10 protein-coding genes are annotated in these 13,879 nt (G+C 42.1%); 3 read left to right on the top strand and 7 right to left on the bottom strand.

Annotated features, from left to right (window positions below; genetic code table 11):
* Nucleotides 1-130 precede the first annotated feature (130 nt).
* The gene (locus WDV74_RS08550) at nt 131-1,129 is read left to right on the top strand and encodes a fimbrial protein (protein ID WP_338882264.1); all 999 of its coding nucleotides are present in this window, start codon (nt 131-133) and stop codon (nt 1,127-1,129) included.
* 140 nt (nt 1,130-1,269) lie between these two features.
* Here WDV74_RS08550 and hrpA read toward each other — a convergent pair whose 3' ends face one another.
* Nucleotides 1,270-5,190 (bottom strand): ATP-dependent RNA helicase HrpA, encoded by a 3,921-nt coding sequence (gene hrpA / locus WDV74_RS08545; RefSeq protein ID WP_338882263.1) that lies wholly within the window; start codon nt 5,188-5,190, stop codon nt 1,270-1,272.
* Nucleotides 5,191-5,478: 288 nt separating this feature from the next.
* Here hrpA and WDV74_RS08540 point away from each other — a divergent pair, with 288 nt between their 5' ends.
* Complete coding sequence (locus WDV74_RS08540; RefSeq protein WP_338882262.1) at nt 5,479-6,117, top strand: FMN-dependent NADH-azoreductase; 639 nt, start codon at nt 5,479-5,481, stop codon at nt 6,115-6,117.
* 494 nt (nt 6,118-6,611) lie between these two features.
* Here the strand turns inward: WDV74_RS08540 and WDV74_RS08535 are convergent, their stop codons facing one another.
* The 3 genes from WDV74_RS08535 to WDV74_RS08525 are packed head-to-tail and all read right to left on the bottom strand — an operon-like array spanning nt 6,612 to nt 9,776.
* A complete protein-coding gene (locus tag WDV74_RS08535; RefSeq protein WP_338882261.1) occupies nt 6,612-6,932 on the bottom strand; it encodes a YdbL family protein in 321 nt (106 codons plus the stop codon).
* 10 nt (nt 6,933-6,942) lie between these two features.
* Nucleotides 6,943-7,128 (bottom strand): YnbE family lipoprotein, encoded by a 186-nt coding sequence (locus tag WDV74_RS08530; RefSeq protein WP_338805397.1) that lies wholly within the window; start codon nt 7,126-7,128, stop codon nt 6,943-6,945.
* Between the two features lie 35 nt (nt 7,129-7,163).
* On the bottom strand, nt 7,164-9,776 hold the full coding sequence (locus WDV74_RS08525) for a YdbH family protein (protein WP_338882260.1): 2,613 nt from the start codon (nt 9,774-9,776) through the stop codon (nt 7,164-7,166).
* 247 nt (nt 9,777-10,023) lie between these two features.
* Between WDV74_RS08525 and WDV74_RS08520 the strand changes: the two genes are divergently transcribed.
* Entirely contained in the window at nt 10,024-11,019 is a 996-nt protein-coding gene (locus WDV74_RS08520) for a 2-hydroxyacid dehydrogenase (RefSeq protein ID WP_338882259.1), read from the top strand.
* Nucleotides 11,020-11,627: 608 nt separating this feature from the next.
* Here the strand turns inward: WDV74_RS08520 and WDV74_RS08515 are convergent.
* Genes WDV74_RS08515 through WDV74_RS08505 form a run of 3 tightly spaced genes read right to left on the bottom strand, consistent with a single transcriptional unit; the run spans nt 11,628 to nt 13,865 of the window.
* Nucleotides 11,628-12,062: a YcgN family cysteine cluster protein gene (locus tag WDV74_RS08515; protein ID WP_338882258.1), complete on the bottom strand. Its 435-nt coding sequence runs from the start codon at nt 12,060-12,062 to the stop codon at nt 11,628-11,630.
* 20 nt (nt 12,063-12,082) lie between these two features.
* Complete coding sequence (locus tag WDV74_RS08510; RefSeq protein WP_338882257.1) at nt 12,083-12,739, bottom strand: fumarylacetoacetate hydrolase family protein; 657 nt, start codon at nt 12,737-12,739, stop codon at nt 12,083-12,085.
* 37 nt (nt 12,740-12,776) lie between these two features.
* A complete protein-coding gene (locus WDV74_RS08505; protein ID WP_338882255.1) occupies nt 12,777-13,865 on the bottom strand; it encodes a lytic murein transglycosylase in 1,089 nt (362 codons plus the stop codon).
* Between the last annotated feature and the right edge of the window lie 14 nt (nt 13,866-13,879).

Below are 13,879 nucleotides of genomic sequence, written 5' to 3'. Positions count from 1 at the left end.
TATTACCAATCTAACTTCAAGATGCGTGTGATGTCTTCCCGCGAAGCGGGAAGACATCAAGCTTCACATAGTGTTGTAAATTGCAACTTGAAGTTTAATGCATATATATAAAAATAGTGGAAATTATTCTATGGCCAACAAATTAAAATTATTATTGGCAAGTACATTTCTCATCGGCACGATGAGTAGTTTTTCTAGCTTAGCGAACCATTATTGCCAATATTCTGCGGGTTTTGTACCTGGTATGACTCCAGTTTCTTTTGGAGTAATTACAATTCCCAGGGAGCATCCTATCGGGACAACTATCAAAGAGATACGTCTGGATCAAGTGGATGAAAAAGACAATATTGCCCTCTGCAATACTACCTTGCCTACAATATGGGAACAACCCGACCTCACGCCTGCAAACTATAACCAGGATGCCATTTATGAATCCGGTGTTCCGGGAGTGGGTATCCGCATTAACACCTGGGAAGCGGGTCATGGTATTGATTGGTTCCCCAGAACTACCACCTATCCTATTACTTGCCCTGCTCCGTCCAAATTTCATTGGAAAAAACAATATTGCGGTAAATCATGGGGTTATTTAACTGTACAGTTAATCAAGACTGCACAGACAACCGGTTCGGGGATGGTTAAGCAGGCAAAACTGACCCGTGCGACATTAGGCCACAATCTCCCCGTCCATACTTTCTATTTGTCGAATACCTATATCATGACCAAAGGTTGCTCTCTCAATCAAAAAAATATCTTAGTCAATATGGGGGATATTAAAAAAAGTGATTTTCGCGGCATTTACAGTACAGCGGGAATGCAACGTTTTGATATCAATATAAATTGCGATGCTAATGTGGATGTTGGGTTGATGCTAGATGGCCGTTCGGTAAACTGGAATACCCAAGATATCTGGGCATTGGACAATAATGACAACGTCGCGGCAAAAGGAGTTGGTTTACAAATTTTGTATCAAAACCACCCCATAACGATGCGTACTCCCGTTGTATTTGGCTCCACGCAGTCTGGTGGAAATATAACCATCCCATTAATCGCCCGTTATATCCAAACGGAAGCAGAAATTAAGCCGGGCAAAGCAGATGCAACAGCAACAATCACTTTTACATATCAGTAAATGATAGTTATCCCCTGCTTGATAGTAATGTTGTTAAGTGGGGAGTGTTAGTGAGTTAAATTAGTATGTTGTAACTAAAATAGTAATGGATTCTTTTAAGCGTATTTTGGGCAGCTGTAAGCCACAACTGCCCCGATTTATCACGACGCGATATTTTCCATCGCCTGTAAAATACGCTTATCCGATATTGGATACGCAGTACCCAATTGTTGGGCAAACAGACTGATCCGAAGTTCTTCAATCATCCAACGAATTTCTTTTACTTCCGTTAACTGCTTCTGCTGCACAGACAGTTTTGCCAACCATTGTTGCCATTGACGCTGGATATGTTCAACTCTGCTCATATGCGCCCTATCCTTATTAGGATCTACCGCCAATTTTTCCAATCGACGTTCGATACCATTCAAATAGCGCAGGACATCTGCCAGGCGTTTCCAACCGTGGGAAGTCACAAATCCATTAAATACCAGACCAGAAATTTGTTCTTTAATATCAGATAACGCCAGTGCGAGAGAGATATCCACCCGCCCTTTCAGGCGCTTGTTGATATTAAAGACCGCAGTCAAGATTTGCTCAACTTGTTTGGCAATATCAACCACGGCGTCATTCAAATTAGCACGAACTTTATCATGCAAACTGGAAAAAGCCTGTTCATCCCAAGCTAGTCCACCATTTTCTGCGATCAATCTATCAACACCACAGGAAATACAATCATCAATCAAATCCAATACTTTTCCATATGGATTGAAATACAGCCCCAGTTTAGATTTGTTTGGTAATTTTTCATGCAAGTATTTAATCGGCGATGGAATATTCAACAATAACAGGCGGCGCGTTCCTTCCCACATAGCATTCTGTTGTTCGGACTCGGTTTCGAATAGTTTAATACCGATACTGTCTTTCTCATCCACCAATGCCGGAAATGCCTTAACAGAATAGCCCCCACGCTTCTGCTCATAACATTCAGGCAATGTTCCAAAACTCCAGATATGCAATCCATTTTGCTCTATACCATCATCTGCAACTGCGGAAAGTGTTTCCTGGACTTTTTCTTTCAATTTCAGTTTCAATGCTGACAGATCTTTGCCTTCCGCTAACGATTTATTTTTTTCACCCGTTTTCTTCTCTCCAATAATGCGGAATGTGATCTTTAAATGATCAGGTACTTGTTCTAGCTGCCAGTCATCACGTGACACTGTCACCCCCGTCATGCGACGCAACTCTTTCTCAAGGCTATCCAGTAAAGGGGCCTGGGGTTGTGTCACACGCTCCAGAAATGCCTGCGCATAGTTAGGTGCCGGAACAAAATTACGACGTATTGGTTTTGGCAATGACTTAATCAACGCAACAACCAATTCATGGCGAATGCCCGGGATTTGCCAATCAAATCCTTCATCTTTGACTTGGTTCAATACCGGTAAAGGAATATGTACTGTTACGCCATCAGCATCGGTTCCCGGTTCAAATTGGTAACTCAAACGGAATTTCAAGTTACCTTGGTGCCAGTAATTTGGATAATCCAACGCACTGACTTTGTTTGCATCTCCCTTGATTAACATACTCTTTTCAAAGTTGAGCAATTCAGGTTGATCCTGGCTGGCAACTTTCCACCAACGATCAAAATGGCGTGATGAAACAACGTCTTTGCCAATGCGCTGATCATAGAAACTGAACAAGGTTTCATCATCCACCAGAATATCCCGTCGGCGAGATTTATGTTCCAGTTCTTCTACTTCTTCACGTAATTTCAAATTAGCGCGGAAAAACGAATGACGAGTTTGCCAATCGCCTTCTACCAGTGCATGGCGGATAAATAATTCGCGGCATAACATGGGATCGATTCGGCTGTAATTGACCAGACGCCCCGTCACAATTGGCAAACCATATAAGGTAACTTTTTCCATTGCCATTACCGCTCCCTGAGATTTCTGCCAGTGCGGTTCACTATAGTGTCTTTTAATTAAATGAACCGCCAATGGCTCTACCCATTCAGGCTCGATGCGCGCGGCAATACGTCCCCATAAACGGCTGGTTTCCACCAATTCAGCCACCATCGCCCATTTTGGTGGTTTTTTAAATAACCCAGAGCCAGGAAAAACGGAAAAACGGGCATTGCGCGCACCGGTATATTCCTGTTTATCCGTATCTTTCTGCCCAATATGGGATAACAACCCTGTCAGCAAGGCAACATGGATACTGCGATAATCAGCTTCTTGGCTATTAATCGGCAACCCGATTTCTTTCACAACCTGACGTAGCTGAGTATAAATATCCTGCCATTCCCTCACACGAAGATAATTCAGATAATCCTGCCGACAAAGTTTACGGAACTGGGAACTGGAAAGCGCGTTCTGCTGTTCCACCAGAAAATCCCATAACTTCAGGAAGGCAATGAAATCTGAATCTTTATCCGCAAAACGGCGGTGTTTTTCATCAGAAGCCTGCTGTTTTTCCAACGGTCGTTCCCGTGGATCTTGAATTGACAATGCAGAAGCAATCACCATTACTTCACGAACGCAACCATGTACCTTCGCTTCCAGTACCATACGTGCCAAGCGGGGATCGATAGGCAACTGAGCCAATTGTCGCCCCATTGAAGTCAGTCGATAACCCCCTTCTGACAATGACTCCGGATCAATAGCCCCCAACTCCTCCAACAGACGAACTCCATCCTGGATATTGCGTTTATCCGGCGCTTCAACAAACGGGAAGGCGCTGACATCCCCCAACCCAATGGAGGTCATTTGCAAAATAACGGAGGCCAGATTAGTGCGCAAGATTTCCGGATCGGTGAATTCTGGACGTGATAAAAAATCCTCTTCCGAATAAAGGCGAATACAAACCCCATCCGAAACACGGCCACAACGCCCTTTCCGCTGATTGGCAGAAGCCTGCGATATCGGTTCTATCGGCAAGCGCTGCACTTTGGTGCGATAACTGTATCGGCTAATACGTGCAAAACCGGTATCAATCACGTACTTGATGCCAGGTACAGTCAAGGATGTTTCCGCCACGTTGGTGGCCAGAATAATACGGCGACCAACATGGGGTTGAAAGATTCTGTTCTGCTCGCTGTTAGATAACCGTGCAAAAAGTGGCAAGATTTCGGTATGTGGGAAATTTTGCTTATTGAGGGCATCCGCCGTGTCACGAATTTCTCGTTCACCGCTCATAAATACCAGTATGTCACCTGAGCTTTCACGCCCTAATTCATCCACTGCATCAATAATAGCTTCAAGCTGGTCGCGATCACTGTCATGCTCATCACCCGCTACGGGGCGATAACGCACTTCTACCGGATAAGTACGTCCAGATACCTCAATAATCGGGGCATTATTAAAGTGACGGGAAAAACGTTCAGGATCGATAGTTGCAGAAGTAATGATGACTTTTAGATCTGGGCGTTTTGGCAGTAATTGGCGCAGATAACCGAGGATAAAATCGATATTTAAGCTGCGTTCATGGGCTTCATCGATAATTAACGTATCATATTGCAATAACAAGCGATCTTGCTGTAATTCTGCCAGTAGAATACCGTCAGTCATCAATTTGACCAGCGTATTTTCACTGACCTGATCGTTAAAACGAACTTTATAACCAACCGTCGAGCCAAGCGGTGTTTCCAGTTCATCCGCAATACGATTAGCAACCGAACGTGCTGCCAAACGACGGGGTTGGGTATGGCCGATCAACCCCTTAACTCCCCTTCCCAATTCAAGGCAGATTTTGGGGATCTGAGTTGTTTTACCTGAACCGGTTTCCCCGGCAATGATAACAACCTGATTATCCCGAATAGCCTTATAGATATCGTCTTTCTTCTGGCTAACCGGCAGGTTTTCAGGATATTGAATCGAAGGACACGCAGCCTGGCGATTCATAATTTTCTGTTTTGCCGTCGCTATATCCGCAGCGATGGATTGTGCTACAGCCTGCAAGGAGACTTGATTCTTTATTTTTGCTGCTCCATGCAGACGTTTTTTTAAACGGAACTGATCGCGCAGCGGTGTGTGATCAAGTTCAGCGAATAATTCAGCAAATAGTGCTGTCAAAGGTGATTTCACGTGATAAATCCTTGTGACGTTTTTTAACTGAGTAGCGCTGTCTTTGCAGGCTCAGAGGATTGTTTTTTTATGACATAACGATATTAGAAGTGTAACATATCTTGAGTGATCTCACGTACTCCCCTCACCAATTCATCGCTTGATTCAATAAATTTGAATGAATATCTCAAAATATTAAGCTATTGACTGAACAATTCCCTATATAAAATATGCTTCACAAGCAATATTATCAATGAAGTTATTAGTATCTTAGGTAACTTGGGTTGTAGATAACTGAGGAAGTAGAGAATGAGTAAAGTACTGGTTCTGAAATCCAGCATCCTGGCGCAATATTCCCAAAGCAATAAACTGGCTAACTACTTTGTTGAAAAATGGTTAGCTGATCATTCAGAGAGCAACATTACCACACGTGATCTGGCTGAAAACCCAGTTCCAGTACTAGACGGAGAGTTAGTCAGTGCCTTGCGTCCAAGCGATGCAGAATTGACAGAACGTCAAAAAACAGTATTGGCCCTGTCAGATCAATTAATTGCAGAGTTAAAAGAACATGATGTTATTGTCATCACCGCACCAATGTATAACTTCACAATCCCTGTTCAACTAAAAGCCTATTTTGATCTGATCGCCCGTGCTGGTGTGACTTTCCAGTACACTGAAAAAGGCCCACAAGGGTTAATACAAGGCAAGCGCGCTGTTATTTTGACCAGCCGGGGCGGCATTCACAAAAACAGTCCAACAGATTTGGTGACACCCTACTTACGCACTTTCTTTGGGTTTATCGGCATTACAGATGTGGAATTTATATTTGCTGAAGGCTTAGCTAAGGGAGCCGAATCCGCTAACCAGACACATCAAGATGCCCGTGACGCGATAGATGATATCATAGCGAAAATGGGACAGAAGCAATCTGAAAAAACCGTTGCTTAAAAATATCACGAAATTAAGAGAAGTAATAAAAACTTATACCAATCGCCTTTCAAGATGCGTCTTATTATCTCCCCGCGTAGCGGGGAGAAATCAGGTTTCATATCGTGTTGTAAATTGCAATGCATATATAGTATTTTAGAAGGTGACTTTTAATTTATTTAATAAAGTCATACCGAAGAATAAATAATACATTGATTAATATAAATGCAGTATGCATAAATCTACACAGCTTGATGTAAAATATTATCCTTTGTTACATTATTCTTATACTCAATTAGAACACAGCGCACATAAAATATATACATATATTGATTGGTTCGGTACTTCCTTACCAGTAGCTATGTCACACGCCAAATAACTTCCACTCTTAGAAAAACAAAGAAGGATAAGTGCAATAAATGTCAACTAATTATATAGCACATAAATTGAAGATTTTAACAGGCGATTGATAAAAATTTTTAATGCTATGGTCAAACCAAGTCGAATCATTCCCCCTATTTCTGCACCCAATTACCATTGATACCAAGGACATATTCGCCTGAAGCTGCGCGGTTTACCAACTTCTCTCCTGCCATCCTGGCAACTTGCTCTGTCGTCATGTTATTTTGAGCAGCGATCTCCGCATATTTCTTTTGCCGCTCATTGTTAATTTTTTTCACTACTGTTTGGGCTTCTTGGGCATTCTTTACTGGTGCCAAATAGCCACTGAATGTTTCTCCCACCAGCCCTTGTTGTTTTGCTTCATTTAACGTCATGCCATTAGCAAAAGAACTGAATAACAGGCTTAACAGAAATATCATTCCTACTTTTTTCATATGTTAGCCCTTAGAATAAGTTAGAATTATTTTTAAGCATATCTTCAATTTGCCTGTCAACTTTAATATGAATTTCATGCTCAATTTTCACGTTCATATTGATGTTGATAGGCTTATCCGGTGTCGCCACTTCCAACCTGAGACAGCCCATCAATGCCATACAGAATAAGGCTATGCTAATCCACATTACACTCATTCTTGCTATTGGCAACTTGAATCCAATATTTGTTATCATTTATCATCCCCACCTATCACAGATATATTTTTCTGCAACCATTCTTCCAGATTACTGCCAAAACGCAGACTACGCCATAATTGAAAAATATTCTCCTCATGATGATAGTTAAGCCTGACTTCACGTTTTCTATCCACCACGGGATTTACTCCACTAATCTCTGAATGCAATGTTAAGATCCCCAAGTTATCGAGCGTAACGTAAGCTTTTGACCGATCGATTTCTAAATAACGCAGCCAATCCATTGCCATACCTGCCGATAAGTCATTTTTTCCTATGGAATCAACTGTATCCTTATCCAACCTTAATGTCAGATAATCCTCATTGGATACCCATCCCCGTTGAATAATCCAACGTTTATCGTTTAATAATACGGGTAATTCACCATGAATTTTTCCTGACATCGCCATTTGTTTGACTTTCAATACGCCAAATAATTTGCTCAAATTCAGTTTGCTAAACCTTAATACCGCAGCTTCTTTTTGTGGGATCTGTAATTGGTCCATCGCCAATTTTCCATCCAGCATATCTACATTCACATTGGTCAACGTCAATGGCTGTTTGTCTGTTGCGGGATAGTATCCTAGCAGATCGGCTGTTACATTTTGCATATCAAACAGCCCCTTAATTGCCTTGATCCGCAACTGGACGGGCGATCCCAACCCTAATTGCCACGTGTCCTCCTGTAAACGCCATGGAAAAACAAAATCCAGGTCATTAACTTCCCCATTTTTCAGCCACATACCCGCATTTTTGACCACCCAATGACCACCAGCCAGTAACCCTTGCCCCTTTGCTGCGGAAAAAGCAGCCTGAGCATAGAGAGTTCCACCAAGCACGGTAATCCCCAAATCTGGCGGAATTAAAGATTGAAAGGCTAATAAAGATTGCCTCGGCCAGCGGGCTTCTCCCCTTAATCGCTCTCCATCCCAACGACTATAAAAGGGAATGGGACCAATACCGTTAGAATATAGCTTACCATTCAACATAAAGTTATCAGGAGATTCTCCTGCAAGCGTGGCTTTAAAATCAAAAGCAGGCAAAAAACTACCAGAACGAAATTCTGTTTTCTGGGCAGATAATTGTAAATCTCCCGTTAAATTGGGACTATCTACCGCCCGCTCCCAAATTAACGCATTTGTCAGTTTTAACCGCGGTGCTTGCATCTTCACGAAACCATATTGGATAAGATCAAAGCCGGTATTTAATGTATCTACTGTTATCTTTGATTGATTCCAACTTCCCCTGCCCGCGATATCCCATTTGGCTTGTAACGGTGGTAAATGCCCATTTCCCCAATAACGCCAATTCCAATTTCCCTGATCGGGTATAAAATCCTTTGCATAACCATCCAGATGTAGCTTAAATCTCCCCCAATAGCTGTCTTGTGCCGTCACAATGGCTTGAAGGCGACCAGTAAAACCACCAAGAGTCAAATAAGTGCCCGCTAAAGGTAATCTGGCTTCCTTGACAGTCAATGTTTCACTGACTCTCCCCCATGCCCGAAACAGGGCACCTGGACGAAAAATAATTTTAGGATCAACCAACGGCCCTGTTATAACAGCAGGCAATGACATCGTCATAACCATCCTGCCGCTATTCATTTGCCCGGTAAACTGAAACGGAATATGAGCATTGGTTATATTGATTGGAGTTGGTTTCACGGAAAGAACTACATTGCCTTTACCCTGCTTATTTTGAGTAACCAGATTTATCCGCCCACTGACAAACATACCTGATAGGCCTTTTTTCCATTGTTCAAGTTTAATATTTACTCGTCCAGACAACGCTTGATGATTCTCCAGCCATTGCCATTTTCCATTAACAATCTGGAACTGCGATCCGTCGAATGACCAAGGTAATTCAGCCAATAGCTGCTGATTTTTTTCTTTAATAACGGTGAACAACCCGTGCTGTTCCTGCCAATTCAATGCCAATTGCAACGGTTCGGGATATTGGCTTAGAGATACGTGCGCTATGATTTGGCCATGTCTTGGTAGCGTTGCAGTATTTAAGGGCAATGCAATATGTCCATTCAGGGAAATCACCTGTTCAGGCAGCTTCACAAAAAAACTCTGCACAATGAGATCTTGTTTATCTGCAATATGTGCATTGAGTTTTAATTTTTCCCCTTGATAAGAGAACATTTGCCCTTGGGATGATGAACTCAATTGAAGTTTACCAGCAAATTCGGGCCAAGGCATAAGAGCCAGCCGATCAACAGTAAGACTAAGCGAAGGTATTGCGGATAATATCTCTTGCACAGATAGCGAGGGTGATTGCTCTTCTGCTACAGGAAGTTGAGCCAGGCATTGGTTCTGGCTGTCAATATTGGTGGCATGAATATTCCAATGGCGATTCCCGGATAAATATTCCACAGATAGTCCGGAAACTTTGATCCATTCACACGCTTTTGCCTGCAATGACAGTTCATCTAACCACAATCCACTGTTCTTCCATCGAGGTTGGCTCAAAGAAAAAGTAACGCCTGGTGGCAACCAATAACTGGCAATCAATGGTAACCAGCGTGGAAGTGTATACCATCCCATCGACACCAATAACGCCAGCATTACCATCATCACTGCAAACACTTTGAGTATTTTTGCCATTAAATCCTTATCTCTTCTTGTCAACCTAAGAACAACTTCCTGTTATGATAATCTCATATCAGGCTCTAAGCCGATTTATTATACAAGCTATCCCTATGAATAGCTTATCCGGCGATTTATTCGAGTATAGCGAAAGATAACGCTTAGAACCTTCAGGAGACGTCATGATTGCAGGCAGTTTGCAGCAAAGTGAATTTAATGAATGGCTCGAATGATTCTATAGTTACTGTATAGTGGAGATGTTGTTATGAAACTGGTTGTTTACAGTACAAAGCAGTATGACCGTAAGCATTTTGAAATGCTCAACCAAAAACTTGGCTTTGATTATCATATCGAGTTTTTTGATTTTCCTTTAAGTCCACAAACTGCCAAAAATGCCGTTGATGCAGATGCTGTCTGCATTTTCGTCAATGATGATGGTGGACGGGAAGTGCTGCAAGAACTGGCAGAGATGAATATCAAAATCCTGGCACTACGCTGTGCCGGATTTAACAATGTCGATTTGGATGCAGCGAAAGAATTAGGCATCCAGGTTGTTCGAGTCCCTGCTTATTCCCCTGAATCCGTTGCTGAACATACTGTTGGGTTGATGCTATGTCTTAACCGACGTATCCACCGCGCCTACCAGCGTACCCGTGATGCCAATTTTTCCCTGGAAGGGTTAACCGGTTTTAACATGTATAAACGTACTGCGGGCATTATTGGAACAGGAAAAATCGGTATTGCTACTTTGCGGATTTTGAAAGGCTTTGGTATGCGTTTACTGGCACATGATCCCTATCCTAATCCCGAAGCCTTGAATATGGGTGTGGAATATGTAGATCTGGATACTTTATATGCTGAATCGGATGTGATCTCCCTGCATTGCCCCATGACACCGGAAAACCATCATTTATTGGATGAAACTGCATTCAACAAAATGAAAGATGGTGTGATGATCATTAATACCAGCCGAGGCGCCCTCATTGATTCCGTGGCGGCTATTAATGCACTGAAGCAACAAAAAATTGGTGCATTGGGGATGGATGTTTATGAAAATGAAAGAGATTTATTCTTTGAAGATAAATCAAATGATGTTATCCAAGACGATATTTTCCGCCGCCTGTCTTCCTGCCATAATGTGCTATTCACCGGCCATCAAGCATTTTTAACCGAAGAAGCCTTAACCAGTATTAGTGAAACAACTTTGCAAAATATTCAGCAATTAGTCTCTGGAAAGGTTTGTCCAAATCTTGTTGAATAATTTTTAATAATCACTAACAACCACGCCTGACGGACTGTGATTACCCAGTCTAAACTGGGTAATCAGGCATCAAATAATAAAACCCCGCCAAAGCGAGGTTTATGGTTAATTTATCTTATATTATTATGACAATATAATGCCAATCGTTAATGTTATGGTAACCCAAACCCCTACAAACGTTACATAGCTCATCAATCTGTTCTTCATTTTACTTTCCCTCATTATCAAACAAACATCCATAGCTGCACGGTAGTGGCCTTAACTGTCTGACATAAAAATATACAAACAGTATTTAATATATATTTTGTATGCTGCATAAGTTCCATTCTAATATTTATTACGATGGGCATTAAATTAATTAGATCATTGTCGTAATAGGGCTATACGCATTAAACTTCAAGTTGCAACACGATATGAAACCTGATTTCTCCCCGCTCCGAGGGGAGAAATCACGCACATCTTGAAGTGAGATTGGTATACTCACCAGCATAAGGGAATTAACCCATACAGAGTTAATCATTTTGTTTGCAATTTGATATATCAAGGATGGAAGGTAAGTGCAGACAAAGTTCGATATAAAATCCCTTTTATATCAAATAATAAAATAACTACATTGGTGCATTTAAAATATGGTCTTCCCAATCCACCACATCTTCTTCACGCACAGCAATATGCCTGACAGAAATACGCTCCGCATGCATTGCCGATTTTGAACCACTGACCAGTGGGTGCCATGGAAGGAGTTTCCCTCCCTCACCAATCAGACGATAAGCACACGTCCTTGGCAGCCATTCAAAAGTATTCATGTTCTCACGGGTTAATTTGATACAGTCAGGCTCGTATCTGAAACGATCTTCATAATTCTTGCACTGGCAGGTTTTAATATTCAGTTGATTACAGGCAACATTAGTGAAATAAATTTCATCTGTATCCTCATCCATCAACTTATGCAGGCAGCACTGACCGCAGCCATCACACAGTGCCTCCCACTCTTGGTCTGTCATTTGTTCTAAGGTTTTCACCTGCCAGAAAGCTTGAGACATAATTTCTGTCATCCTTCGTGTTAAATCACTCTGGTTGTCAAAACGTGCTCATTGAGAGAAACGTTTAATACATCACCAGATTGTAATGGTCCTACGCCTTCAGGCGTTCCTGTCAAAACAATATCGCCCGGACGTAAGGTAAAAAAGCGCGACATATAGCTAATCAACGGGAGGATAGGCGTTCGCATATCACTCGTATTGCCGTTTTGACGCAATTCGCCATTTACTGTCAAAGAAAGCAAAGCATTTTGTGGATCACCAAAAGTACTGACAGGAATAAACCCCGATATCGGGCATGATCGATCAAATGCTTTGCTTTTTTCCCACGGTTGCCCCGATTGTTTAAATTCCCGCTGCAAATCACGTAATGTCAAATCCAGTGCAACGGCAAAACCTGCAATCGCCTGACTAACTCGTTCTTCATTGGCATTCTTAAGTGCTGAACCAATCAAAACAGCTAATTCTATTTCATGGTGCACAACACCTAATTCCTGTGGAATGAAAACAGGCTGGCGCAGATCACACAGCGCGGTTTCAGGTTTGATAAATATCACAGGCTCTTCAGTGGATTGGGAGCCTATTTCTTTCATATGCTTGTCATAATTACTACCGACACAAACAACCTTATTAGCAGGAAAATCCAACAATACCCCCTGCCAATCCCGATGTTGATACATAACATGGTTCCTTTATCTTGTTTTCAGGATTTGATTTTCAGCGAGTGAGAAAATAAGTACGTTGCATAATACCGTCTGCCATCATACCAACACTGAGGGCAAAATAGTAAGAACGATTCCAGTGCATAATGGTGCGGAAATTTTGTGTCACCCAAAATGCCCGTTGAGCCGAATCATTAGGGATAACTATCCAGCCTTTAGTCTCTGCCGGCAACTTAGCAAAATGTGGAGATGAAATCCCCAATGCCTGCCACTGATCAATGGTTTTTCCTTGTTCGGGTTTAACACCTTCTAAAGCGATATCAAAGCCTGTAGGTAACGAAATGGCATACCCCCAAGGTAAGCCCGGTTTCCATCCTTCCTTATGTAAGTAATTGGCAGTCGAGGCAAAAACATCTGCTTTATTACGCCAAATATCAATTTGACCATCACCATCGCCATCGGCACCATACGTTAAGTAAGAGGTTGGCATAAATTGGTTTTGTCCCATTGCGCCCGCCCAAGAACCTTTTAGTGCCTGATCTTTATCAATATATTGATTTTCAATTATTTCTAACGCTGCCAGTAACTGTTTGATAAAAAACACTTCTCGGCGTCCCTCAAAAGCCAGCGTAGATAAAGCCGAAATGACATCTTCATTTCCCTGAAATTTGCCAAAACCGCTTTCTAATCCCCACAAAGCAACAACATAGGCTTGAGGTACACCATATTTGTGGCTGATCTTTTCTAACAGGGAGTTATTCTCTTCATATGCCTTGGCACCCTGTTCAATCTTCCAGGCTGGTAAAACGCGGTTTAGGTAATCATCCAGAGTCACTTTTTTTTCTGGCTGGTTACGATCGGCTTTAATGACGCGCGGAATAAAATGGATATTGGCAAATGCCCGATCCAACGTTTTTTCACTGATCCCCTGCTCTCTAGCTTGCTGTTTTAGCAAGATCACATAAGCGGGAAACTGTGATGGCTCACGAGTATTCAATGGAAAATCCTGCGCCAATGCCCTGGCTTCAGCTTGGGATCGTGAAGTCAACACGGATGGATTGTACAATTGTTTACCACTTAATGTACTGCACCCTGCTAGCAGAGTTGCTGTCAATAAGGTTAGCCCAGTAGTGATTAATTTCATAAATCGGCTCCTCC

Source organism: Xenorhabdus sp. TH1 (genome assembly GCF_037260955.1).
In the GTDB taxonomy this organism is placed as follows: Bacteria; Pseudomonadota; Gammaproteobacteria; order Enterobacterales; family Enterobacteriaceae; genus Xenorhabdus; species Xenorhabdus griffiniae.
Note: the sequence above shows the minus strand (reverse complement) of the source record. Positions and strands in the feature narration are given on the sequence as shown.

What these genes read in the sequence shown, in the direction of transcription:
- WDV74_RS08540 (WP_338882262.1), top strand. Translation starts at nt 5,479, where the DNA reads ATGAGTAAAGTACTGGTTCTGAAATCCAGCATCCTGGCGCAATATTCC.
- WDV74_RS08505 (WP_338882255.1), bottom strand. Translation starts at nt 13,865, where the DNA reads ATGAAATTAATCACTACTGGGCTAACCTTATTGACAGCAACTCTGCTA.
- WDV74_RS08515 (WP_338882258.1), bottom strand. Translation starts at nt 12,062, where the DNA reads ATGTCTCAAGCTTTCTGGCAGGTGAAAACCTTAGAACAAATGACAGAC.
- WDV74_RS08535 (WP_338882261.1), bottom strand. Translation starts at nt 6,932, where the DNA reads ATGAAAAAAGTAGGAATGATATTTCTGTTAAGCCTGTTATTCAGTTCT.
- WDV74_RS08550 (WP_338882264.1), top strand. Translation starts at nt 131, where the DNA reads ATGGCCAACAAATTAAAATTATTATTGGCAAGTACATTTCTCATCGGC.
- WDV74_RS08530 (WP_338805397.1), bottom strand. Translation starts at nt 7,128, where the DNA reads ATGAGTGTAATGTGGATTAGCATAGCCTTATTCTGTATGGCATTGATG.
- WDV74_RS08520 (WP_338882259.1), top strand. Translation starts at nt 10,024, where the DNA reads ATGAAACTGGTTGTTTACAGTACAAAGCAGTATGACCGTAAGCATTTT.
- WDV74_RS08510 (WP_338882257.1), bottom strand. Translation starts at nt 12,739, where the DNA reads ATGTATCAACATCGGGATTGGCAGGGGGTATTGTTGGATTTTCCTGCT.
- WDV74_RS08525 (WP_338882260.1), bottom strand. Translation starts at nt 9,776, where the DNA reads ATGGCAAAAATACTCAAAGTGTTTGCAGTGATGATGGTAATGCTGGCG.